Annotated in this window: 23 protein-coding genes; 10 read left to right on the top strand and 13 right to left on the bottom strand. The window is 44.3% G+C overall.

Features of this window, described 5'->3' with window-relative positions; all coding sequences use genetic code 11:
- Nucleotides 1–13: 13 nt before the first annotated feature.
- The 10 genes from NT178_05195 to NT178_05150 all read right to left on the bottom strand — a co-directional run bounded on the left by NT178_05195 (nucleotide 14) and on the right by NT178_05150 (nucleotide 8,450).
- The gene (locus NT178_05195; protein ID MCX5811926.1) at nucleotides 14–712 is read right to left on the bottom strand and encodes a TPM domain-containing protein; all 699 of its coding nucleotides are present in this window, start codon (nucleotides 710–712) and stop codon (nucleotides 14–16) included.
- A gap of 61 nt (nucleotides 713–773) precedes the next feature.
- On the bottom strand, nucleotides 774–1,676 hold the full coding sequence (locus NT178_05190; GenBank protein ID MCX5811925.1) for a TPM domain-containing protein: 903 nt from the start codon (nucleotides 1,674–1,676) through the stop codon (nucleotides 774–776).
- Nucleotides 1,677–1,703: 27 nt separating this feature from the next.
- Nucleotides 1,704–2,288, bottom strand: a complete 585-nt coding sequence (locus NT178_05185; protein ID MCX5811924.1) for a LemA family protein — start codon at nucleotides 2,286–2,288, stop codon at nucleotides 1,704–1,706.
- Nucleotides 2,288–2,560: a hypothetical protein gene (locus NT178_05180; protein MCX5811923.1), complete on the bottom strand. Its 273-nt coding sequence runs from the start codon at nucleotides 2,558–2,560 to the stop codon at nucleotides 2,288–2,290. Before NT178_05180 ends, NT178_05185 begins: the two co-directional genes overlap by 1 nt.
- Nucleotides 2,561–2,608: 48 nt before the next feature.
- Nucleotides 2,609–3,625, bottom strand: a complete 1,017-nt coding sequence (locus tag NT178_05175; GenBank protein ID MCX5811922.1) for an aspartate-semialdehyde dehydrogenase — start codon at nucleotides 3,623–3,625, stop codon at nucleotides 2,609–2,611.
- Nucleotides 3,612–4,115, bottom strand: coding sequence for a 3-isopropylmalate dehydratase small subunit (locus tag NT178_05170; protein ID MCX5811921.1), 504 nt, complete (start codon nucleotides 4,113–4,115; stop codon nucleotides 3,612–3,614). Before NT178_05170 ends, NT178_05175 begins: the two co-directional genes overlap by 14 nt.
- Nucleotides 4,112–5,374: a 3-isopropylmalate dehydratase large subunit gene (gene leuC / locus NT178_05165; protein ID MCX5811920.1), complete on the bottom strand. Its 1,263-nt coding sequence runs from the start codon at nucleotides 5,372–5,374 to the stop codon at nucleotides 4,112–4,114. Before leuC ends, NT178_05170 begins: the two co-directional genes overlap by 4 nt.
- Before the next feature lies 1 nt (nucleotide 5,375).
- Nucleotides 5,376–6,905: a 2-isopropylmalate synthase gene (locus tag NT178_05160; protein ID MCX5811919.1), complete on the bottom strand. Its 1,530-nt coding sequence runs from the start codon at nucleotides 6,903–6,905 to the stop codon at nucleotides 5,376–5,378.
- Nucleotides 6,906–6,931: 26 nt separating this feature from the next.
- The gene (lpxK, locus tag NT178_05155; protein ID MCX5811918.1) at nucleotides 6,932–7,987 is read right to left on the bottom strand and encodes a tetraacyldisaccharide 4'-kinase; all 1,056 of its coding nucleotides are present in this window, start codon (nucleotides 7,985–7,987) and stop codon (nucleotides 6,932–6,934) included.
- 172 nt (nucleotides 7,988–8,159) lie between these two features.
- Nucleotides 8,160–8,450, bottom strand: coding sequence for a hypothetical protein (locus NT178_05150; protein MCX5811917.1), 291 nt, complete (start codon nucleotides 8,448–8,450; stop codon nucleotides 8,160–8,162).
- A gap of 203 nt (nucleotides 8,451–8,653) precedes the next feature.
- On the opposite strand from NT178_05150, the gene NT178_05145 reads away from it, so the two are divergent.
- From NT178_05145 to NT178_05130, 4 genes are read left to right on the top strand one after another with little or no spacing between them, the layout of a single operon-like run.
- Nucleotides 8,654–9,085: a hypothetical protein gene (locus NT178_05145; protein MCX5811916.1), complete on the top strand. Its 432-nt coding sequence runs from the start codon at nucleotides 8,654–8,656 to the stop codon at nucleotides 9,083–9,085.
- Between the two features lie 56 nt (nucleotides 9,086–9,141).
- Nucleotides 9,142–9,888 (top strand): MBL fold metallo-hydrolase, encoded by a 747-nt coding sequence (locus tag NT178_05140; GenBank protein ID MCX5811915.1) that lies wholly within the window; start codon nucleotides 9,142–9,144, stop codon nucleotides 9,886–9,888.
- Between the two features lie 26 nt (nucleotides 9,889–9,914).
- Complete coding sequence (locus NT178_05135) at nucleotides 9,915–12,029, top strand: CocE/NonD family hydrolase (protein MCX5811914.1); 2,115 nt, start codon at nucleotides 9,915–9,917, stop codon at nucleotides 12,027–12,029.
- 18 nt (nucleotides 12,030–12,047) lie between these two features.
- Complete coding sequence (locus tag NT178_05130) at nucleotides 12,048–12,860, top strand: TIM barrel protein (GenBank protein ID MCX5811913.1); 813 nt, start codon at nucleotides 12,048–12,050, stop codon at nucleotides 12,858–12,860.
- Nucleotides 12,861–12,971: 111 nt separating this feature from the next.
- Here the strand turns inward: NT178_05130 and NT178_05125 are convergent, their stop codons facing one another.
- Complete coding sequence (locus tag NT178_05125) at nucleotides 12,972–13,658, bottom strand: Crp/Fnr family transcriptional regulator (protein ID MCX5811912.1); 687 nt, start codon at nucleotides 13,656–13,658, stop codon at nucleotides 12,972–12,974.
- A gap of 178 nt (nucleotides 13,659–13,836) precedes the next feature.
- Between NT178_05125 and purE the strand changes: the two genes are divergently transcribed.
- The 5 genes from purE (at nucleotide 13,837) to NT178_05100 (ending at nucleotide 19,005) form a co-directional block, all read left to right on the top strand.
- Nucleotides 13,837–14,337 carry a 5-(carboxyamino)imidazole ribonucleotide mutase gene (purE, locus tag NT178_05120; protein ID MCX5811911.1) on the top strand — a complete coding sequence of 167 codons (501 nt, stop codon included), beginning with the start codon at nucleotides 13,837–13,839 and terminating at the stop codon, nucleotides 14,335–14,337.
- Nucleotides 14,338–14,367: 30 nt separating this feature from the next.
- Complete coding sequence (locus NT178_05115) at nucleotides 14,368–15,345, top strand: P1 family peptidase (protein MCX5811910.1); 978 nt, start codon at nucleotides 14,368–14,370, stop codon at nucleotides 15,343–15,345.
- A 48-nt stretch (nucleotides 15,346–15,393) separates the two neighbouring features.
- Nucleotides 15,394–16,131: an NAD-dependent deacylase gene (locus NT178_05110; GenBank protein ID MCX5811909.1), complete on the top strand. Its 738-nt coding sequence runs from the start codon at nucleotides 15,394–15,396 to the stop codon at nucleotides 16,129–16,131.
- A gap of 14 nt (nucleotides 16,132–16,145) precedes the next feature.
- Complete coding sequence (locus NT178_05105) at nucleotides 16,146–17,291, top strand: mannose-1-phosphate guanylyltransferase (protein ID MCX5811908.1); 1,146 nt, start codon at nucleotides 16,146–16,148, stop codon at nucleotides 17,289–17,291.
- Between the two features lie 181 nt (nucleotides 17,292–17,472).
- The gene (locus NT178_05100; GenBank protein ID MCX5811907.1) at nucleotides 17,473–19,005 is read left to right on the top strand and encodes a YifB family Mg chelatase-like AAA ATPase; all 1,533 of its coding nucleotides are present in this window, start codon (nucleotides 17,473–17,475) and stop codon (nucleotides 19,003–19,005) included.
- A gap of 749 nt (nucleotides 19,006–19,754) precedes the next feature.
- On the opposite strand, the gene NT178_05095 is transcribed toward NT178_05100, so the two are convergent.
- Complete coding sequence (locus NT178_05095) at nucleotides 19,755–21,140, bottom strand: MBL fold metallo-hydrolase (GenBank protein MCX5811906.1); 1,386 nt, start codon at nucleotides 21,138–21,140, stop codon at nucleotides 19,755–19,757.
- A 10-nt stretch (nucleotides 21,141–21,150) separates the two neighbouring features.
- Entirely contained in the window at nucleotides 21,151–22,479 is a 1,329-nt protein-coding gene (locus NT178_05090; protein MCX5811905.1) for a radical SAM protein, read from the bottom strand.
- A gap of 451 nt (nucleotides 22,480–22,930) precedes the next feature.
- On the opposite strand from NT178_05090, the gene gmd reads away from it, so the two are divergent.
- A complete protein-coding gene (gene gmd / locus NT178_05085) occupies nucleotides 22,931–23,977 on the top strand; it encodes a GDP-mannose 4,6-dehydratase (GenBank protein MCX5811904.1) in 1,047 nt (348 codons plus the stop codon).
- The last annotated feature ends 127 nt before the right edge of the window (nucleotides 23,978–24,104 follow it).

Genomic DNA, 24,104 nt, shown 5'->3' with positions numbered 1-24,104 from the left:
TAAAACCAATTGTTTATTCTGTTTCTCTTCCCGAATCAAACATGACATCATCGGGTAATTCATCAACATCTCCGGCAATGGCAGGAAAATGTTTTGTAAGCAGTTCCCCTGCTTCCATAATGGCTTCGCAGAGAGCATCACAGGCATGCCCATCTTTTATGCCTTTTGAAACAATATTGGCAAATCTGTTTAAGGTCTTCTGATGGATCTTTCCATGAATGCCTTTATCTGCAAGCACCCAGACCTTTCTTTCGAGCAAAGAAAGGAAGAAAAGTACCCCTGTATTCTGCTTTGTTTTATACAGGCCTTTCTCATAAAAAGCCCGCAAAGCTCTCTCTTTTACTGCCCCTTCCTTCCTCTTTTTACCCACAAAGACAAATTTAAGAGAGGGTATTGATTTGAATAAAACTTTAAAGGGGAAGAAAAGTACAACAGCGAGAGGGATAAAAAGCCACATTGTTGAATGGAAGAAAAATTCAGCCACTGTTTCCGACACATGGAAGAGTATCTCCGTTCCAATAAGAGAGATGAGGCTGCCTGAAAATACGCTGCCGATGATTTCCGCCTCTCTATACAAACCACTGTGGTCAACAACCATGACAGCTATCTCCCCTATTGTGCGGGATTCGACATCAACGGTCGCTTTTTTAATAAGCTCCCTTTCTTCTTTAGAAAAAAACTTATCCGAATTTATGTGATGTTTAATACTCATAGTAATTCAAACTCCGGTTTTTATCATTTCCTCTTAATTAAAAATCCAAAATTACAAAAAACTACCAGTCTCCTGAACCGCCGCCACCGCCGAAGTCACCGCCACCGCCTCCGTCGAAACCTCCACCTGAATCGCTACCGCCGCCACCGCTTCCCCAACCTCCTCCGCCAAACCACCAGTCGCCACCATGGCCTCCACCGGCAGAGAATAAAACCGGCAAAAAGATGCCCATTGCCAAACCTAATAGGCCAAAGATCACAATCAGTATCAACGGGGCACCGAAGAACAGATATAGAACAGCAGGCAATCCAAGAGCACCGGCTGTACCCCCCAGGACCTTTGAGGTCCTGCCGAGAAAAAGCAGGACAACACCGGCAAAAAACAAAATTGTGAAATAAGAGGAAATGCCTTTCTTCCTTGCAGGAGATGTTCTGGTTTCAGCCTTAAACTCTCCCCGTGTTGCATCAATCAGGGAGTGTATTCCGGCGGTAAATCCTCCGTCAAAATCCCCTCTTTTAAACCTTGGTTTTACTACCAGATCAATAATCCTTCCCGCAGTCATGTCGGTAAGTTTGCCTTCCAGACCCCGACCTAATTCAATACGGATCTTCCTGTCCTGATTCGAAACAAGAAAAATAATGCCGTTGTCCTTGCCTTTCTGACCGATTTTCCAGGTTTCTCCAACTTTGATGGAATACTCTTCCAGCACCTCCCCCTCAAGTGACGGGATCGTAAGTATGACAACCTGCGTTGAATCGGACTGCTCAAAGGCTTTAAGCTCCGCCTCGATCTGAGTAAGTGCGGAAGCAGAGATCATATTCGCGTAGTCGTTTACATAACCTTTAAGAGGTGGAACATCGAGGGCAAAACAGTGAATATTGAATATTGAATATTGAATAGTAAGAAACAAAAAAAATAATAGTATTTTAAAAAGGAACTTCCTAATCATTTCAGTTCTTTTCACTATTCACCCATCTACTATTCACTGCCCTTAAAACTTCACTGCCGGTGCTTTTTCCGCACCTGCCTCTGCTTTAAAAGCCTCTTTGGGTGTCAGGTGGAGCAGCATACTGTTTGTCATACTGTTCGGGAATATCCGTATGGATGTATTGAATGTCTGTACACTCTTATTATACCTCACCCTGGCCACATTTATCCTGTTTTCCGTGCCTTCAAGCTGGTGCTGGAGATCCATAAAATTCTGATTTGCCTTCAGGTCCGGATATTTTTCAACAACTACCATGAGTCTTGAGAGCGCGCTGCTCATAGCCCCCTGTGCAGCCTGAAACTGAGCCATGGTTTTAGGATCGCCGACCATATCTTTTGAGACCTGCATGCTTCCTACTTTTGCCCTTGCCTCTGTAACAGCCTGAAGCGTATCCTTTTCATGCTTTGCATAGCCTTTGACAACTTCAACAAGATTAGGAATCAGGTCACTTCTTCTCTGGTATGACGCCTCAACATCCCCCCATGCAGCCTTTACTGCCTCTTCGTTGGCCTGCATAGTATTGTAGCCGCAGCCTGATAGACTGAAAACAACAAAAATAACAGCAATGTACATAAATGCCTTTTTCATTATGACCTCCTCTTATCTACTTGTTTTTTCGCGGTATTATTTTCACTCTCATCGTCCTGTCCCCGCATGACCTTCTGCATACAGGGCATGTTCTTATGAACTAAGGATTTTTTTATATCACAATATAACGCAACAAAGGTCCTGCAACTACCTGCACCGTCTACTGCCGTATCCCTCGGCATCTGTGCGTATACGCACATAATATCACAGAAATTCAGCAAAGACGCTGTCTTTTTATCTGGAAAAACCTCTTTGTTCCGCCCTTTACTCATCGCTCATCTCTTTTCACCTTTCACTTTCCACCTTTTCATTTTTCACTTTTATAAATACTTCCCTATAAGTACCTCGGCAATCTGCACGGCATTGAGGGCAGCGCCCTTCCTGATATTGTCCGCAACAATCCACATGTTCAACCCATAGGGGATGGATTCATCGCTACGTATTCTTCCCACAAAGGTATCGTCTTTGCCTGCCGCGTGTATTGCAAGGGGATATTTATTTTTTGAAGGGTCATCCACTACCTTTACACCCGGTGCCTTTTTCAATATCTTCCTCGCCTCGTCAGGACTTATGGGCTTTTCAAATTCAATATTTACGGATTCCGAATGTCCATAGAAGACAGGCACCCTTACCGTGGTTGCGGTAACCTGAATACTGTTATCTTCCATAATTTTTTTTGTTTCGTTAACCATTTTCATCTCTTCTTTGGTATAGCCGTTTTCAAGAAAAACGTCTATATGGGGCAGGCAGTTAAAGGCTATCTGATAGGGGTACACTTTGTTCTCAACATCTTTGCCGTTATAGATGGCAAGTATCTGCTTTTCAAGCTCATCAATTGCCTTTTTTCCTGTGCCGGAAACAGCCTGATAAGTGGAGACTACAACCCGTTTTATTTTTGCCGCGTCATGGAGCGGTTTCAATACCACAACCATCTGAATTGTTGAGCAATTGGGGTTTGAAATAATCCCCCTTTTTTTATAATCCTTTATTGCATGGGCGTTGACTTCAGGTACAATAAGCGGGACATCAGGGTCCATCCTGAAGGCGGCCGTATTGTCTATGACAACGCATCCGGCTGCCGCGGCAATAGGCGCAAACTTCGCGCTTACCGAACCTCCAGGTGAAAATAATCCTATATCAATGCCCTTAAAGGAATTTTCTGTCAATTCATCAACCGGTATTTCTTCCCCTTTGTATGTCAATGTTTTTCCTATGCTCCTCGCTGAGGCAAGAAGCGTCAGTTTCTTTACAGGAAATTTTCTCTGCTCAAGTGTTGCAATCATTTCATTTCCTACAGCACCTGTTGCTCCGACAACAGCTAGATTATATGCTTTCATGTTTACCCTCCTCCAGGTTTTTTTTCAGATAGTTTATTAATCCGCCTGCATTGATAAGTTCTTCCATGAAAGGCGGAATCGGTTTTGCCTTGGCTTCTTTATCCTTCCATGTTATGACCCCTGAAGAGAGGTCAACCTCTATAATCTCCCCGTCTTCAACATCCCCTGCTATGTTTGCCTCCAGAAGCGCGAGCCCTTTGTTGAAACCGTTTCTGTAAAAAATACGTGCGAAACTCTTTGCAATAATAAGAGAAATACCGAGGGCGGAAATGGCGATAGGCGCATGTTCCCTTGATGAGCCACATCCGAAATTGAATCCGCCGACAATGATGTCTCCCGGTTTTACTTCTTTGTGAAATAACGGCGCCAGCGGTTCCATACAATGCTCTCCCAGCGCCTTCGGATCGGTTATCGCAAGGTATCGTGCCGGTATGATAATATCCGTATCAATATTGTCTCCAAACTTCCATACCCTTCCTTTGAGTATCATAAGACCTCCCGTGGATGTGCAATCTCGCCTTTGATAGCGCTTGCCGCAGCGACTGCAGGACCTGAAAGATAAACCTCACTTTCGGGATGCCCCATCCTTCCGATAAAATTTCTATTTGTTGTTGCCACTGCCCTTTCGCCTTTTGCAAGTATGCCCATATGTCCGCCAAGGCATGGACCGCATGTCGGAGGCGATATAATACATTCCGCCTCAAGAAAAACCTCAAAAAACCCGCGCTTTAAGGCTTCCGCATATATCTTCGGTGTGGCAGGTATAACAATGCACCTCGTATGCTTTGCCGTTTTTCTTCCTTTTAATATCCGGGCCGCAATCTCCAGGTCTTCAATACGCCCGTTTGTACATGAACCAATTATTACCTGATCAACATGTACGCCTTTCAACTCATCCACGTTTTTAACATTGGAAGGCAGCGACGGGCAGGCAACGTTGAGACCGATGCTGCCTGCATCAATCTCATAAACTTCCCTGTATTTTGCATCTTTATCGCTCTCAAAAACCCTATAGGGCCTCATGCTTCTCTCCTTTACATATTCAAGTGTCTTTTCATCTACCTTGAATATTCCATTCTTTCCGCCTGCCTCAATAGCCATGTTAGCGATTGTAAAGCGTGAATCCATGGAAAGGGCTGCAATTGCCTCGCCGTCAAACTCCATAGACGCATAGAGGGCGCCATCCACCCCTATCTTTCCTATTATATGGAGGATAAGGTCTTTTCCGGTAACCCACTCCTGCCATTTTCCATGACATATAAACTTGATATTTTCAGGGACCTTTAACCAGGTACGGCCGGTAACCATACCGTAGGTAATATCGGTGCTGCCCATCCCTGTTGCAAAGGCACCAAGGGCCCCATATGTGCAGGTATGACTATCAGCCCCTATCACCAGATCACCGGGAAGCACGAGGCCTGCTTCAGGGAGCAGGGCATGCTCTACGCCGCATTGCCCACCTTCATAGAAATGGGTGATGCTGTGCTTTATTGAAAACTCCCTGATCTTCTTGCAGTTTTCTGCTGACAGTATATCCTTGTTCGGCGTGAAGTGGTCAAGGACAAAGACCACCTTATCATTGTCAAAAACCTTCGTAGCGCCTACTTTTTCGAACTCTTCAAGTGATAAGGGTGCTGTTATATCATTGGCAAGGGCAAGGTCAATTTCTGCATCGATAATTTCTCCCGGCTCCACATAAGCCTTCCCTGCATGTGATGCAAGTATCTTTTCCGTAATCGTCATACCCATACTACTTCACCTCAACTTTTTTTGTTTTAATATACTCAAGCCTGTTCAGTGCGTTGATGTATGCCTTTGCGCTTGCCACAATAATGTCCGTATCAGCGCCTTTCCCGATGGAAATAAGTCCTTTTTCTTCAAGCTTCACGAATACATCACCCTGGGCATCCATGTCTTTCGTTATGGAATTAACAGAAAATTTTACAAGCTTGCTGTTTGTTTTTACCATCTTTTTGATAATCTTGTATGTGGCGTCAACAGGCCCATCCCCTACACCCACATCCTGAAAAACATTCCCGTCAATTTCAAGCTTCACCGTAGCTGTAGGGATAGTTGTGTTGCCACAACTCACATTCAGGTATACAAGCCTGTATTTCTCAGGGATTTTGTATATTTCATCCATGATAATCATTTCAATGTCTTCATCGTAGACATATTTTTTCATGTCGGAGAGTGTCTTAAACCTTTTAAAGGTAACATTGAGCTCTTTTTCGTCCAGTGTATAACCAAGCCCTTCAATCCTCTCCCGGAATGCGTGCCTGCCGGAGTGTTTGCCGAGGACAAGGGAGCTTTTTGCTATGCCCACAGACTCGGGGGTCATAATCTCATATGTAAGTTTTGCCTTCAAAAGGCCGTCCTGATGAATGCCTGATTCATGGGCAAAGGCATTGGCGCCGACTATTGCCTTATTAGGTTGAACGGAAACGCCTGTAATAGAAGTTATAAGCCTGCTCGCAGGATATATCTTCTCGGTGACGATCCGTGTTTCTAAGGAAAATGCGTCTTTTCGTGTACGGAGGATCATGGCAATCTCTTCCATTGATGCGTTTCCTGCCCGTTCGCCGATGCCGTTGATCGTGCACTCTATCTGGCGCGCACCATTTTCTATTGCCGCAATGGAGTTTGCAACGGCAAGTCCGAGATCATTATGACAGTGTATACTGATAACGGCCCGGTCTATGTTGGGTACATGCTCTTTAATGTAGCGTATAAGTTTGCCGAATTCCTGAGGCACAGCGTAGCCTACCGTATCCGGGATATTAACGGTAACAGCCCCTGCATCGATAACCTCGGCTACTATACAGCACAGGTAATCCCAGTCGCTTCTGGTTGCATCCATGGCAGAGAATTCAACATTTTCGGTATATTTCTTTGCCCTTTTTACGGCATCTACTGCTATCTTTAAAATTTCATCCCTGGTCTTCTTGAATTGATGCTTGAGATGTATGTCTGAGGTTGAAATAAAGGTATGTATCCGGGGCATGCTCGCATTTTTTATTGCTTCCCAGGCCCGGTCAATGTCTCCATTGTTTGCCCGCGCAAGACCTGCTACCTCGCAGTTTTTGATAATGCCGGCAATCTGTCTTACTGCATCAAAATCGCCATCCGAGGCTATAGGAAAACCAGCTTCAATAATATCGACACCCAGAATCTCAAGTTGTCTGGCTACCCTGAGTTTTTCCTGTGTGTTCATCGTGTTTCCCGGAGACTGTTCTCCATCTCTCAATGTGGTATCAAAAATCATTACTCTTTCTGACATGACTTCTCCTTTTTGACCCTGTGCTGTCAATTGTGAACTATTTTCTTATCTTCTATTTTTTTAATAATGCAATCTATAAACTCCTGCTCGCGCTCGATTACCATCTCTATTGCCAGGTAGAAAAGGTTTTCAGGTATATCCGTATGGACGATCTTTACAGCATCCTTTTCTGTGGTAACAAAAGCCTCCACATCCTTAACAGACAGGAGTCTTTCCATATCTCTTCTTTTATACGCATAATGGTCAGGATACGATATTTCATGCAAAACATGAACTCCCATTGCCTTAAGCAGGTCAAAAAAGGACCGGTTGTCGCCCAGGCCTGCGAAGGCAAGCACATTTCTGCCCTTTAAAAAATTATAGTGGGCAATAAGATTCATCTTGATGTTGTATAGATATGCCGGTTTATATTGAGCCCGGAAAACCGGAATACCTTCGCCGTATTGTCCAATTTCACCGTTCATATCACCCTTATTTATAATAATCACATCTGCATCCTTTATTCTTTCAGTGGGCTCCCTGTAAGGACCAAGAGGGAACAATCCATTATTTCCGCCTTCCCTGCCGTTAAGAATAAGTATGTCCATATCCTTTTTAATATTTTTCAATTGAAAACCATCATCAAGGAGCGCGACGTCTATCCGTAAATCCCTTATACCCTGGCCTATCGCCTCTGCCCTGTCAGCGCCAACGAATACCGGGATTTGTGTCTTTTTTGCAAGCATGAAGGCCTCATCCCCTACCTCTTTTGCGGTGTCGTTTTTAACATCCACACAAAACATACCGCCCCTTTCCCTCTTGTATCCCCTTGTTGCAATACCCGGATTCAGCCCTGACTCTTTCAACTTCATCGAAAGCCTCTCAACAACCGGCGTCTTACCGGTGCCCCCAAGGGTTATATTGCCGATGCTTACTACAGGGATGGACACTTCTTTCGTCTTTATCATGCCCATATCATACAACGCTGTCCTCAGTTTAAGACAAAGTTTATACAAACCAGACAAGAAGAAAAGCAGGGGGTACAGAAACCATTTCAAATATTTCGCTTCTCCTCTCCATACCTTTAAGATGAGATTCCTCATTATATATTGATAATTTATATCAAAAATGGGGGTAAAAATCAAATAAAGGCGATGCAAGGCACGACATAAATAGGGGGATACACGTACCGGTAAACATTACCTTTAAATACAGCAAAGTATGAGGAGGAAAAACTTGAAATTGATTGACAAGCAATGGAAGAATAGGATTTTGTCAGTCTTTGCCTTTTAGAATATCTTCATTGTCCTTCTTGTAATCCTTCAGCTTTCTGGCCATCTCAGCACCCTTCTTTTCTCTGTCTTGCTGTACTTTATCTATCTTTCCGACAGCCGTATCAACTCTGTATTTTATTGAATCTGCTTTATCTGCCAGGCTTTCAAAAAGACCGGTTCCTATTGTCTCCCCAGCCTGACGAAGAATATCTCCCCCGAAAAAGATTGAAACAGCTATAAAAGAAAAAAAGAGAAAAATGAAAATGTGGTATGTTTTCTTTATAAAACCCATGTTTCCCCACAAAAGTATTTATAATTTAATTGTATCAAAGATTTAAGAAAAATCAATCATTTAGCGGAAAATTAAACAGCGGCAAGTACCGAGATATTTTTGTTATAGTTTATTCGTAAAATTGAATCGAAAAACTTGCTCAGAGATATCGATTAATGTTTCAATAGATAATATTGTCGTTAAATAAAATAAGAGAGAGCTATATGAAAATCAATTTTACAAAAGAACAATACAAAACCTTGTTAAAGATTGTCTACATGGGCAACGGCATAGTCAATGCAGTAGATGAGTCTGAAGACAACGAATTTACTGCCATGGAAGAATACATCTTCTCATTTGCAAAGAACGTTGGCCTTGAACATCTGGTGGAGTATGATGAAACGGAAAAAATATATTACCCTTCCGAAAAGCTTGAAGAAGACGAAGAAATTATTGAATATATCCAGAGTTACGATGATAACATCTTCTGGGAGAAACTCATATTTAATCTTGCCAGACGCGATATGGAGAATGAATATGGAAGAAAACCGGTAGAAAAGATGTCAGAGGAAGAGAGTTTCGTTAAAGGACAGCCCTTTGCACAAAAATACGAGAAAGAGTTTTCAAAGAACGGATTGAAGAACTTAAAAATATAACGGGGTAGTTTAACGGCTAAACGAGACGAAGATAATCATATTGTAAAGGATCTGCAATGCCAAAAGTTGTCTTTCTGGGTACGAACGGCTGGTATGATACTGATACAGGAAACACGATCTGCATCCTTGTCGACACACCCTATTATACCATTATTCTTGATGCAGGCAATGGTATCGCAAAACTGGACGGTTATGTCGATTTCAATAAACCGGCCTATCTCTTTTTAAGTCATTTCCATTTCGATCATATTATCGGTCTCCACACTATCTGCAAATACAACTTTCAACAGGGTTTATGGATATGCGGACAGGAAGGCATTGCCTCCATATTAGGAAAAATGCTTGATGCTCCATTTACGGCACCAATACAAGATTTTCAGTTTACTACACAATTTGTCGAGCTTCCCTTACAGAAGGATCGGCTCCCGTTTTCAGTTGTAAGTCTCCCTCTTCTGCACAAATCGCTTACACTTGGATATCGGTTTGAGGTTGATAATAAGATTATTGCCTTTTGTGGTGATACGGGATACTGCGACAATGCAGTGAAGCTTGCAGAAAGCTCCGATCTCCTTATTACCGAATGTGCCTTTCAGTCAGGACAGGAGAATGCCTACTGGCCGCACCTGAACCCTGAAACAGCAGCAAGAATAGCAAAAGAATCCGGAGCAAAAAGATTGGCACTTGCTCACTTCGATGCAGAACTATACAAGACCATTGAAGATAGAAAAAATGCGCAGGAGGTTGCACGGAAGATATTTCCTGACACCATTGCATCTGTAGACGATATGGTTATTGAGATATAATTCCAATTCAAAATAAAGGAGCGGACATGAAAAAATACCTTTCAATATTCTTCGTTCTTTCATTATTTTGCATCATACTCCTAACCCCCTTCGGAAGTCCTTTTATGTCAGCAGCTCAATCGGAGAGCGAGGACGAAACCGGCGATGAGGCTGATACATCCCTTGTTCCAGGAGGATATCAATTTACAGTGGAAAAAGGGTTCCTTAGAATGCCTGACGGCGTCAAATTGGCAGTCTCCTATTGGAAACCGACAGCAAAGAAATCAGGAGAAAAATTTCCGGTTTTCTTTGAAATGAACGGGTATCGAAAGGATGATCTGTGCTATTTGTCCTGGGATTATCCTGTGGGCGCTTTTTTTGCCCGGCAAGGATACCTGGTGGCAAAAGTGGATCTCCGCGGCACAGGCGACAGCGAGGGGGTGATTCCTGAGGCGGAATATTCGGAACATGAGATCTCAGACTGTGTGGAAATCATCAATCAGCTCTCCGGGAAAGAATGGTCAAACGGCAATGTAGGTATGTACGGTCTCTCCTGGGGCGCATTCAATTCACTTATGACGGCCATGCGCAAACCACCGGCACTCAAAGCCATACTCATAGCGCACGCTTCGGATGACCTCTACTATCAGGATGTCCATTTCATTGACGGCGTAATGCATACGGATGTCTGGGAAGCAATGATAGACACCTACAATGCCCTCCCGGACACAAAAAGATACGCCTTTACTCCGGAGTTTTTTGAAAATCGTTTTAACCAGCCCCCCTGGCATTTCAAATGGAAGGAAAACCTTTCCGACGGTCCTTTCTGGCGCAAAGAGTCCGCAAGATTCCAAGCAGGTGTCGAAATCCCCGTTTACATAATCGGAGGACTCCTTGACGGATACCGCGACACTGTTGTCCGGTTACTCAATTCACCCAACAAACAGGTTAAAGCGGATATCGGCCCCTGGAAACACGAATGGCCCCACACAGGAACACCGGGGCCAAACTATGAATGGAGAAGAAAGGCATTACGCTGGTGGGACTACTGGCTGAAGGGAATCAATAACGGCATCATGAAGGAACCCCGTTTCATGGTCTATATGCGGGATGCTGTTCCGCCTTCTGAAGACATTACCACCACTCCCGGAGAGTGGCGGTGCGGTAATTGGCCTATCGGGGGGATTAAAGAGCATCTGTTCTACCCCGGAGAAAGTCAGAAGCTGTTCTCTTCGGCTCCGGGCAATGCCAAACCTTACAATCTCGTCTATAAGGCCGGTGCCGGCACCAGCATCCACGGATGGTGGGGAGAGACGAGCGGAGACATGTCCTTTGACGATGAAAGCAGTCTGGTATTCGATTCCGAACCGCTGAAAGAATCCGTCGAGATCATAGGTCTTCCCAGGGTCAACCTGACTGTTTCGGCGGATGCCCCGCTTTACCAATGGTCGGTCCGACTGGAGGATGTCTGGCCGGATGGAAAGGTGTCGCTGGTCAGCGGGACACTCATCAACCCGGCTGACCGGGAATCACGCCTGAAGCAGTCTCCCCTGGTTCCGGGCCAGAAGACCAAACTTTCCGCTGAGATTCATTTAACGACCTGGCGATTCAGGCCGAAACATAAAATCCGCCTGTCCATAAGCAATGCCCAGTTTCCCATGGCCTGGCCAACTCCTTACAAAGGCGCAACAAAACTTTATCCGGGACCAGATACGAGCATCGAATTGCCCGTCGTCCAAAAAAACACCCTGACACAAACCTGCGATCTCCCCAAGCCCGAGAAAGAGGAATGGCCGCCTGACGCATCGTACGAGGAGGAGGACGAGGGAAAAAGCTCGAATATAGATTACAACCCGGAAACGGGCGCGGCGATTTATTCCTGCGGAATCAATCAAAGGATGACAATTCGTGACACCAGATACCACATGCAGGAAAAGAACACCTGGAAAGTGAATGATAAGGACCCTGCCCATGCAACTTACGAGACTGTGACAAATTATTCCATCAGGCCGCCGGGTCGGGAGCTCGGCCTTAATGTAAAATTCCGTATGACCTCGGACGAGAAAAACTTCTACCTGACAACAACCCGGCAACTGTTCGAATCCAAGAAGCTGGTCCGGGAAAAAAAGTGGGAGAATACGATACCGCGAAAGAACCAATAGCTTTGTCGGAGCGCACCTATGAAAAATGTCGGCATTTATTCATACTTCGGATATGCACTGTCCTTTGATGAAAGGCTCAATACAATAAAAAACGCAGGTTTTGAGGTAACATCTATCGGGCTTGGAGAAGAAGAGGAACTTGTAAAAAGCAAAGAAGAAGACTTAATGCCCGAGATGGTAAGATCAAAGGGATTATTCGCAGAATACGCTCATGCCCCGGATGGCAGATGCAATGATTTGTGGTCGGAGTCGGAACAAAGCAGAAGGGAAATAAAAAAAGAATATTCATCATATATTGACTACTGTAAAAAACATCGTTTACCCATGCTTGTCATACATGTAAGCAGGAGTAGGGGTGAACAGCCCCTGCCGCCCAACCACTACGGGCTTGAAGCACTGGAATACTTATTGAAATACGCCGAAGATTCAAATGTCAGAATAGCAATCGAAAATACACAGAAACCGGAGTATCTCGATTACATTTTCTCCGGCATTCATTCTACCTATTTGGGTATGTGCTATGACAGCTCCCATGATTTTCTGTACAGCCCTCAACCGGGGTTGCTTCTTGCACAATGGGGACATCTGCTTTTTGCAACACACATTTCAGATAATGATGGATTGCTTGACAGACACTGGCTTCCGAAAGAGGGGATCATCCGATGGGATATTGTTAAAAATAACTTTCCTCTGGAAACATACGGCGGATTTTTGACCCTGGAAATATTTCCGAAAGACCCTGGGCATGAGCCTGCATCAGATTTTCTGAAAAAGGCGCATGACAGAATAAAGTGGTTTGAAGAAATGCTCACAAAAAAGGGCGAATCCTGAAGTAACTGCCTGATATTGCCGCAACCTCTTTTTCTTCAAATTGCCGTCTCTGAAGGCAATGCTGTCAGGCAGATTCTGCTTGCAACTGTATCACCCACTATCGCGGTGGGGCTAAGACAGTACCCTTTCCCCTGACGAAAGTTCTTCAAGCCCTTTTTTGTTGATAAGTTTGATTGTGCGTCCCTGGACCCGTATAAGATTCTGATTGACCATTTTACTTAAAATGCGTGAGAGCGTTTCAGGGATAGTGCCGAGGATGCTTGCCAGTTGACCCTTTGCGATATTCAGTTCAAAATTATCATGATCTTCTTTAGTTTCGATTGAATACAATAAATAGGCTGCAAGTCTCTGCGGCACCTCTTTGAGGGAGAGGTTCTCCACAAGCTGTGTGAATCGTTTTAATCTTTGCGATAAAATGGCCAGCATATTCATGGCAATAAGAGGATCTTTGTTAATTAATTCAATAAATGACGACCTTGGGAAAAAGATCGTCCCGCTGTCTTCCAGGGCTTCAGCGTATGCAGGAAACCTTTCGCCGGCAAAGACCGGCGCTTCTCCGAAGGGTTCACCGGGAACGATAATATGCAAAATCTGCTCCCTTCCTTCGTAAGAGAGTTTAAAGATTTTAACACGCCCGGATTGCAGCACATGAAAACCGTTTGCATCATCACCGTCAGAAAAGACTGTCTGACCTTTTTTGAATGTGCAGTCCAGTCCTATAGTGGATAACTCCTTGAGTTGTCTCTCTGTCAATCCTTTAAAAAGCGGAGTTTTTCCGATAAAGTTCTTTATGTCCATCCCGCCGTTATTGTAAAATTTAATGGGAGAATCTGCAATATCTATGAAAGCTATGGTAAAAAAAAACGGTTTAATGTATGATTTTATTTTAATACGTTATTAAATGTCGGCTGCAAGCGTTCAATATAATATAAATAAACCGACCGCTGTATGCCTAATGCTGCTTTAAGGGGTTCATATGGAAAAACCGAAAATACTAATCCTTATTGGAAGTGAAAGTGATCTTTCTGTGACAGAGGATGGGGTAAATTTCTTAAGAGAAACGGGTGTGTCTTTTAAAATAGATATATCATCTGCACACCGCAACCCTGAAAAAACTGTTGAATATGCAAAGAAAGCAAGGAAGAACGGGGTGGAAGTTATTATTGCCATAGCCGGTATGGCGGCTCATCTTCCAGGTGTGCTGGCGGCTCATACAACGTTGCCTGTTATCGGCGTGCCTGTCGGCGGCGGGGCCCTGAATGGAGTAGACGCACTCATGTCGATTGTTCAGATGCCGAAGGGAATACCGGTAGCCACAGTAGGCATTAATGCTTCGAGAAATGCTGCAATTCTTGCATGCGAGATACTTTCCATCAAGCATGATGAGATAAGGGAAATGCTTGAAAAAATGAAAGATGATATGAAAAATGAAAACGATACAAAAACAGAAAAGCTGAATGCATTTTTACACAAATAAAAGCAGTTTTTCCATTAAGAGAGGTTCTACATGCTCAATGCAATTACAGATGTAAGCGGCATTCTGGTTGGTCATGCATCTGATTTTACCGGATACACCGGGTGTACGGTAGTTCTATGCGAAGAAGGCGCAGTCTGCGGGCTGGATGTCAGGGGAAGCGCTTCAGGTACAAGGCAGGTTGACTCGCTCAACTTGAGCCATATCGTAGAACAGGTACATGCGATCCTTTTATGCGGAGGAAGCTCTTTTGGCCTTGACGCCGCAACAGGGGTCATGAAATTTCTCGAAGAAAAGGATATCGGTTTTGATGTAGGTATAGCCAGGATCCCTATCATCCCGGCTGCTGTTATATTTGACCTCTTTTTCGGGGATGCAAAGGTAAGACCGACGTCGTCAATGGGCTATGAAGCATGTGTAAATGCGAAGGATACCGTTGAAGAAGGGAGTGTAGGCGCAGGCACAGGCGCTACAGTAGGAAAACTATTTGAAGTCGCAAGGGCAATGAAGGGAGGTATCGGGACGAGCAGCATCGTGATGCCCGACGGTCTGATTGTCGGAGCCCTTGTAGTCGTTAATGCCTTTGGCGATATTATAGACAACATTACCGGAAAGGTTATAGCAGGCGCACGGGCTTCGGAGGAAAGTCTCGAATTTGCTCATACATCAGATTCCCTCAAAAAAGGCTTTGTAAAGAAGCAGTTCGGTCTTATTAATACAACGCTTGGCGTTGTTGCCACAAATGCCCGTTTTAACAAGAGGGACATCACTAAGGTTGCGCAAATATCCCAATGCGGGTTGATAAAAACTATAAGCCCTGTTCACACTACCTTTGACGGGGATCTTATTTTTGCCCTTTCAATGGGCAAAATGGAAGCCGATATCAACAGAGTCGGTGTGTTGAGTGAATTTGTTATTGCAGAGGCTGTAAAGAGGGCGATAAAAAAGGCAGACGGTTTCAATATCCTACCTGCCTTTCGGGATATAAATAAGGGTTGGAAGACCTCATAAACCTTATAAATGATCCGGATAATTTAAACGGTTTAATAAGAGAAAAACATGGATGAATATCGCAAGGTAGCGGACATTATCAAGGAGAGAGGATATGCAGTTGCCTTTACCGGCGCAGGCATTTCTGTAGACAGCGGTATCCCTGCATTCCGCGGGGGCCAGGGGTTATGGGAAAAATATGACCCCATTGAGTATGCCCATATCAGGGCTTTTAATAGCAAACCGGAAAAGGTATGGGTAATGCTTCACGAGATGTCCAGGGTGATACTGGATTCAAAACCAAGTCATGCACATATTGCATTGAACGAATTGGAAAAAAAAGGGTTTTTAAAAGCGGTTATAACACAAAATGTCGACGGTCTTCATCAGATTGCAGGAAACAGCAACGTTATAGAATATCATGGGAATCATAGATGGCTTATATGCTTAAGCTGTTCTAAAAGAGTTCCTCTTACTCATAATATTGTCGAAATATATCCTTACCCGATATGTGAGAAATGTAACAGGGCCTTAAAACCCGATGTGGTTTTTTTCGGAGAAGGCATACCTTTTGAGGCTATGATAAGGGCAAATGAAGAAGCAGAGAGATGTAAGGTGATGCTCATAATCGGGACATCAGGCGTGGTATACCCTGCAGCAGAGATACCCCATACATCAAAGTCCGGAGGGGCAATAATAGTTGAAATCAATCCTGAAGAAACCACTTTTACTTCATCGATTACCGATTATTTTTTGAAAGGTTCGGCATCGGCCGTATTGCCGAATATTTTAGCATATATGGAGTAAGCAGGAGACAACATATGGCAAAGAACAAGTCTTCCAAATCCACAAATCCTGGTTTCTACGGGGATGAAGCCTCCAGAATGCCGCAATCCACAGTAATTGACCACATATATTTCATCATTATGGCAGGAGGAAAGGGCGAGAGGTTCTGGCCTATAAGTACAGATCTGGTACCCAAGCCATTCCTGAATATCATCGGCGAGAAGAGCCTGATACAACTTACCGTTGCAAGGGCCGCCAAAATAATACCGTTAGACAGGATATTCGTTGTCATTGGCAAAGAGCACCTCGAGACGGCAAAGGAACAGCTTGGCATGTTGCCTGAGGGAAATTTTATCGTTGAGCCGGCCGGAAGGGATACCGCCCCCTGTATAGGCTATTCAGCGCTTTTTCTGCTTAATCAAGATAAAGATGCTATGATGGTTGTCCTGCCTGCCGACCAATATATTCCCGATGTGGACGGTTTCGCAGATGTTATTTTAGAGGGCGTGAGATGTGCGGCAATAGGGGATTATTTTGTCACGATAGGGATAAAACCATCAAGGCCCGAAACAGGATACGGCTATATACATGCCTACGAGAGGCTCGATATTATAGAAGATTCAACATGCTACAAGGTAAACAGATATGTAGAGAAGCCGGATTTGAAGAAGGCAATGGAATATTTAGCAGAGGGCAATTATTACTGGAACGGGGGTATTTTTGTATGGCGCGCCGATGCTGTTATGAGGGGTATCGAAAGGCATATGCCGGACCTGTACAGCGGACTTCTACAGATTAAGGACTCATATAGAGGGAACCGGGAAGAAGAAGTAAACCTCATTTTTAAAACCCTTCCGAAGAAATCTATAGACTACGGGCTTATGGAAAAGGCAGAGAATGTCTTAATGATTCCTTCCAGGTTTGCCTGGGATGACATAGGTGCATGGTCTTCACTTACAAGGGTATTTGAGCCTGATGAAAATGGGAATTATACGAAGGGGGATGTAACACAGATAGACACAAAAGATTGTGTAATATTCAGTGATGGTATAAAAGTAGGGACTATCGGGGTTTACAATCTGATCATTGTTGCATCGGGGAATGGTGTGCTTGTTTGTGATATTGACAGGGCGCAGGAAGTGAGGGAAATAGTGAAACAACTGAGCCGTAGGACGCATTAGGACGTAGGACGTTCATTCGCCTATGCTCCTTCGGACGTAGGACGTAGAAGGCATTTGCGTACCAGTGAAGCGGACGTCCAAGCGAACACGAGTGAGCGGACATCCCACGTTCATAAGGAAGAAAAGGGGACGACCGGATGCCCGCTTGCGGGTGTCCCAGTAAAAGAGCAAGGGGGGTTGTATGATTTCCAGGGTTTCTACTGCAACAATTTATGGTATAGACGGTATCAGAATAGACGTTGAGGTCGATATATCATTCGGTTTGCCTGCCTTTAATATTGTAGGTCTGCCGGAAACATCAGTCAAAGAAAGCAAAGAGAGGGTCAGGGCAGCAATAAGGAACGCCGGGTTTGAGTTCCCTAATGACAGGATTACGATCAACCTTGCCCCGGCAGATGTAAGAAAGGAAGGTTCATCCTTTGATCTTCCCATAGCCATGGGCATACTTATTTCAATGGGCATCATAAGGGAAGAAGTAGTGAGAGGTTGCCTTATTACCGGAGAGCTATCTCTTGACGGAAGAATTAAAGGCATCAGAGGGATATTACCTATAGCCATACTCGCTGCCAGGGAAGGCGTTAAAAGCCTGATAGCGCCCCTTGCGAATGGCAACGAGGCTTCTATTATTAAGGGATTAAAAATATATGGAGCAAATCATCTTATCGAAATTGTTCATCATTTCCTGGGGGACGGGGAGTTAAAGGAGTTTCAAAGAAATGAAGATGCAGCAGTCGAGCACACCAGCGATGCCGGATTAAATTTTTCCGACATAAAAGGTCAGGCGCAGGCAAAGCGTGCCCTTGAGATCTCTGCAAGCGGAGGTCATAATGTCCTTATGATCGGACCTCCCGGCTCAGGCAAGACCATGCTTGCCCGGAGGATACCGACGATACTGCCGCCGCTTCATTACGAGGAAGCGATAGAAACAACGAAGATACACAGCATTGCCGGTCTTCTTGATGCCGATAAGTATCTTGTTCTTGAACGTCCCTTCAGGGCGCCCCACCATTCTATTTCGGATGCAGGTTTGATAGGCGGAGGCCATATCCCGAAGCCCGGAGAGGTCAGCCTTGCCCATAATGGTGTGTTGTTTCTCGATGAGTTCCCTGAGTTTAAAAGGAATGTCCTTGATTCATTGCGGCAGCCACTTGAGGATGGTAATGTGACAATTTCACGGGTTACACACTCGATAACCTTCCCGGCAAAATTTATGCTCATCGCTGCAATGAACCCCTGTCCCTGCGGTTACTGGGGAGATTCCAGGAGGGCATGCATATGCAGCGGCTCGCAGATCAGAAAACACAGGTCAAGGATCTCCGGACCTCTCCTGGACAGGATGGATATGCATATCGAGGTGCCCCCCGTTACGGTGAGGGAGTTGTCAATTGAGAAAGAGGAAGAAACTTCGGAGAAGATAAGGGAAAGAGTGCTGGGTGCACATAGGATTCAGGAAGATCGTTTTAAGGGCAGGAAGATATTTTCAAACTGCCATATGGCGCCGCGTATGATAAAGAAATACTGCGCCCTGGATGATAGCGGAAGAACGCTTCTTGAAAATGCCGTTGACAAATTCGGTCTTTCCCCCCGTGCCTACCATAGAATCCTGAAGGTAGCCCGTACTATCGCCGACCTGGACAATACGGATCAAATCCTCGAGCCCCATCTCGCCGAAGCAATCCAGTACAGGTCTCTGGATAAGAGGATGGTTGTTTAATTAGTAATACAAAACCTTTACAAAGCTACAGCAGAGACAGCCCCGGAAACTTTGCCTGAGAAAAAACCGGGTAAAAGACCGATGCCGCAAGTGTGATAAAAGCGTCTTCGGCAAAGACATCAAAAAAGGGCCGCCCCTTGACCGGAATCCGCTGGACAGAAAGCTCTACTTCGGATTAATCTTCGTAAGCTTCAATCCTTCAAGGGAAACGTCAGCAATGAGTCCCGTCTGACCAAAGACAAACCGACTATGGGTTTTTTGAGCTTAGTAGTGTCTATTGAACCGCCTGCGCCTATGTGACTAAAGCGATGGTACCGTCAATACCCACCTGCCAGCCATTGCTTTCCCTGAAATCAGCGACGTAGAGTGGTTCACATATTAAAGAATACCATGACCTCCCCCACACATTTTTTCAAGGGAATACACCGACGAGCAAAGGCTCAAATTTCAGAGTTGATCCAAGATTAACCGAATTGCTCGGTGAGACATGCAAATCGACCAAGGACGCTATCAAGAAATTGGTTGACAATTGCTACGATGCGGATTCGAGCAATGTATTTATAAGCCTGCCGGAGCCCCTAACGGAGTACCCGATCATCACAATTGTAGATGATGGCACCGGAATGAAAAAGCAGGAACTCAGGACTGAATACTTGAAGATTGCAAGCAGCCGATTTTCCCGCAAAGGAGACAGGACGCCAACCTCCTGGAAAGCGAAGAGGTGAAAAAGGCAAGCCTATTGGAGTGCCTTATATATTAAACTCCTCACCTTTATGTGGCACGTGTGTGTCAAGGCCCAGTTTTTTCAGCACAATACTTTCAAATTCAAGGGAAGCGTTTTCCTCGCCATGAACAATGAAAACCTTCGGCTTATTTGTAAAAGCACCCAGCCATTCAAGGAGTTCTTTCTGATCGGCATGGGCTGAAAACCCTCCGATAGTATACACCTTTGCCCGTATTGCTATCTCTTCGCCGAGTATATGGGCCCGCTTTCCCCCATCGACAATATACCGTCCGAGTGTCCCCCTTACCTGAAAACCGGTAAAGATTATGCTGCACTCAGGTCTCCATATATTATGTTTGAAATGATGCCTGATACGTCCGCCATCGCACATCCCGCTGCCGGCAATAATGATTGCGCCTGACTTTATCTTGTTTATCTTCTGGGATTCTTCAAGAGCTGTTGTATAATGAAGAGTCATAGCATCGCTCCCTTTAAACCAGAACGAACGTGCCGCATCTTCATCGAAGAGTTCTGCGTGCGCGATATAGACCTTTGTTGCTTTATCCGCAAGGGGGCTGTCTATATAAACGTTTAGATGCGGGAGCTTTTTCTCTTTTGTAAGTTTGTCGAGCAGGAATAGAATGTCCTGTGTTCTTCCAACAGCAAAAGAAGGTATGAGGACGTTCCCCCCCCGCTTGAAAGTCTTTTTTATTGCTTCAGTAAATTCATCTATGCTTTCTTCCAATCCTTTGTGAAATCTATTACCATAGGTTGACTCTACAACAACATAATCCGCTTCTTCTATATGCTGCGGATCATTTATGATGGGGTTTCCGTTTTTTCCGATATCCCCCGAGAATACAATCTTTTTCTCCTTGCCGTCGTCCCCCTGATACCATATCTCAAGCGATCCGGAACCGAGGATATGCCCCGCATCGACAAACCTGTATCTAACCCCGTTGCCCAGATCGTTGATGTTTCCATATTGCACTTTCTTAATAAATGGTATTACATGCTCCACATCTTCTTTTGTATAGAGGGGTTCGAACACCTCATCTTTCCCTGCCCTTAAGGATTTTTTCGTGAGCCATTCCGCGTCTTTTTCCTGAATATGCGCAGAATCATATAACATGATCTCCAGAAGTTCCGCTGTTGCCGCTGTAGTCAATATTTCCCCGTTGAATCCGGCTGCGACAAGCTTCGGTATAAGTCCTGAATGGTCGAGATGAGCATGGGTGAGGAGGAGATAATCTATTTTGTCAGGCTCAAAATCAAAGGCCATTCTGTTTAGCTCATCCGAATTTTTTCCCTGATTCATGCCGCAATCGACAAGCATCTGCAAACCATTTACGGAAAGATGAAAGCATGACCCCGTTACCTTACGTATTGCGCCCAGAAACCGTATTTTCATTTTATCTCCCTTAATGTTTTGTTTTTGACATCATTTCAGCACGACAAAAGTCTCTGAAATTGTTCACGCCGATAAAAAATTCACGCATCATGAGGACCCAGTAATATTGTCCTTTTTTGGTAAGGTACAGGATATTGCCGGACTTTTTTAACCCGCCTGCCAGCCTGAAGAACATGATTTCAGGCCATAAATATCGGTAAGCATTTACTTTATTCCTGATACTCAACTGCTCAAGGTCAAGGCTTAACCCGAAAAGTTTCATCAGGAAATCATAACACAGCCTCTCTTTTATGGAAAACGCCCTTTTCCCTGTAATCGGCAGATCACCACTGTCTACCTGATCGATATAAGTCCTTATGTCGAATGTATTTGCATAGGCGCTGCCGCCCAGATAACTGATTGAACCGCTCCCGATACCTGCGTACTCTTCATAGTGGACGACATATTCGTCTATTATTGGGGCTCGCGGCGCCCCCTCCACTGGCAGAGCCGTCGGAGCCTTCCCCTCCCGCTCACTGTTCACCCTTTCTTTTTTCGAAAAACACCATGCTGTACTGGCTTTATAATGGTTAGATAGCATCTCCGTTATTCTAACATAGAGCTGATTCCCTTTTTCGTAGTTTACAATACCCAGTTTTTTACTCATCACATCTTTTGTATAAGCAGAGACCATCAGGGGGTAATAGGTTATCTGATCTACACCCAATCCGACAAGCGTGGACAGATCATTTTCCAATATCTCCAATGTCTGTGTGGGAAAATTGAATATCATGTCTACATTTAGAGTATCAAAATTGCCCTGGGTATGTTTCAGCCTTTTGGCAATCTCATCGCCGCTTCCGTATTTGTGGTAGCGTTCTAATGCCTTCAGGATGCCATCATCAAAGGTTTGCACGCCGACAGAAAGCCTGTTTACCCCCATGTTTTTTAAGCGTTCTATGTTATGGTTTACAAGATGGTTCGGGTTTGTCTCAACGGAAATTTCAGAAATATGATAATTTTCCTTGATTAAACGGATCGTTTCTTCAAGCTCATCAATAAGGACAGTAGGGGTGCCTCCTCCGACATAAAGCGCCTGAAAGTCATACCCCAGTTTCTTATACATGAGAATCTCTTTACGCAAGGCACGGTAATATTCCCGGGCAAGCCCCTCCTGGAAAACCACCCGGTTGAAGGAGCAATAAGGGCAGAGTTCCTCACAGAAAGGCACATGCATGTAGAGCAGGGTTGGTGTATCAACTGCCCCCGGCGGGATGTTAAGGGAGGTCGAAGGGATAAACTGCAGGTAATTTGCATTTTTTTTCCGGGATATACAGGTAATTAAGTTTTCAATCATCATAAGAAGATAAGTTTATTGTACAACAGTCGACATTGTCAAAGCATTAAGGAAAAAATCAACAGAAATAGACACTCCTGGTTCCTCAAGTAGCACCTAAATAGTACCGTACCATGCCTTGAAGACTTCATAGAGATGGAAGATAAAAAGTGGTGGTGGATCTTGGGTTGACAAAAACCTTGAAATACAAGGCAGGAAGTGATATATAGCACAGACATACTGGGGGTTTTTGAAGTAGAACAATACAATTAATGAAAATATTGATTTTCAATCCCGGTTGTTTTAAATTATTTTTTTATTGAAATATGCTTTGATACCAAAATTATGTTTAATATTATTAAGTTATACAATATCCAATGGCGGTAGCTTACATTTTTACATGTCTTATAAAATGTCAAAAGCATATCTATCTTGAACCTTGAACATATAATGCTGAATAAAAGCGGATATTAAATTGAAAAAAGCTCTTATCACCGGCATCACCGGTCAGGATGGGTCATATCTGGCCGAATTTCTTCTCTCCAAAGGATATGAGGTGCATGGTCTTATCCGCCGTGCAAGCACCTTTAATACAGGCAGAATAGACCATATTTATACCGACCCTCACATCGCAGGGACAAAGCTGTTTTTACATTACGGCGATCTTTCGGATTCAGGTCAGCTTATAAATTTAATTTATAATATACAACCCGATGAAATATATCATTTTGGGGCGCAAAGTCATGTTAAAGTCAGTTTTGACATGCCGGAATATACCGGAGATATAACAGGTATCGGAACCACAAGGGTCCTTGATGCTATTCGTCGAAGCGGGATTGAGACAAAATTTTATCAGGCTTCTTCTTCGGAACTGTTTGGTACATCGCCTCCTCCACAAAACGAAAAGACCCTGTTTTATCCGAGAAGCCCATATGCAGCGGCAAAACTCTATGCGTACTGGATGACGATTAACTACAGAGAGGGCTACGGCGTGTTTGCCTGCAACGGCATTCTTTTCAACCATGAATCTCCACGAAGAGGGGAAACATTTGTCACCAGAAAGATAACAAGGGCATTAGCAAATATTCTTGCAGGCAACCAGAGGAAGCTGTATCTTGGAAATCTTAATGCCAGAAGGGACTGGGGATTTGCGCCTGAATATGTTGAAATGATGTGGCGCATGCTTCAGCAGGATAAACCGGACGATTATGTAGTAGGAACTGGAGAAAGTCACTCTATTCGCGAGTTTGTAGAAAATGGGTTTGGTTATGCCGGTATTGAAATCGAATGGCAAGGCAACAGAGAAGCCGAACGCGGCATTGTAAAGTCTGTGAATAGTAATTCGTTAATCGTGAAAAGTAATACTGCCTCTGACAAATCACAAATCACAAATCATGCAAGCATTAATCCTGCTGAAGGCGGGACATTACGGGTTGGTGACGTAGTCATCGAGGTTGACTCGCGCTATTTTCGTCCTACAGAGGTTGATTTTTTACAGGCAGACATTACTAACCCGACTTAGCGGATTCGAGAGGTTTATAGATCATAATTCCTTTAATATCAAGTAGTGCATCTAAAAAGTCTTCACTACATCCGGTGTAACCATATCTGTCCTGGTCACCATGCGGGGCGGGGGCTGTTTGGGGAAG

It is taken from the genome of Pseudomonadota bacterium, assembly GCA_026388255.1.
Classification (GTDB): Bacteria; Desulfobacterota; Syntrophorhabdia; order Syntrophorhabdales; family Syntrophorhabdaceae; genus JAPLKB01.
The sequence above is the reverse complement of the archived record's forward strand: the minus strand, read 5'-3'. Positions and strand labels throughout refer to the sequence as shown.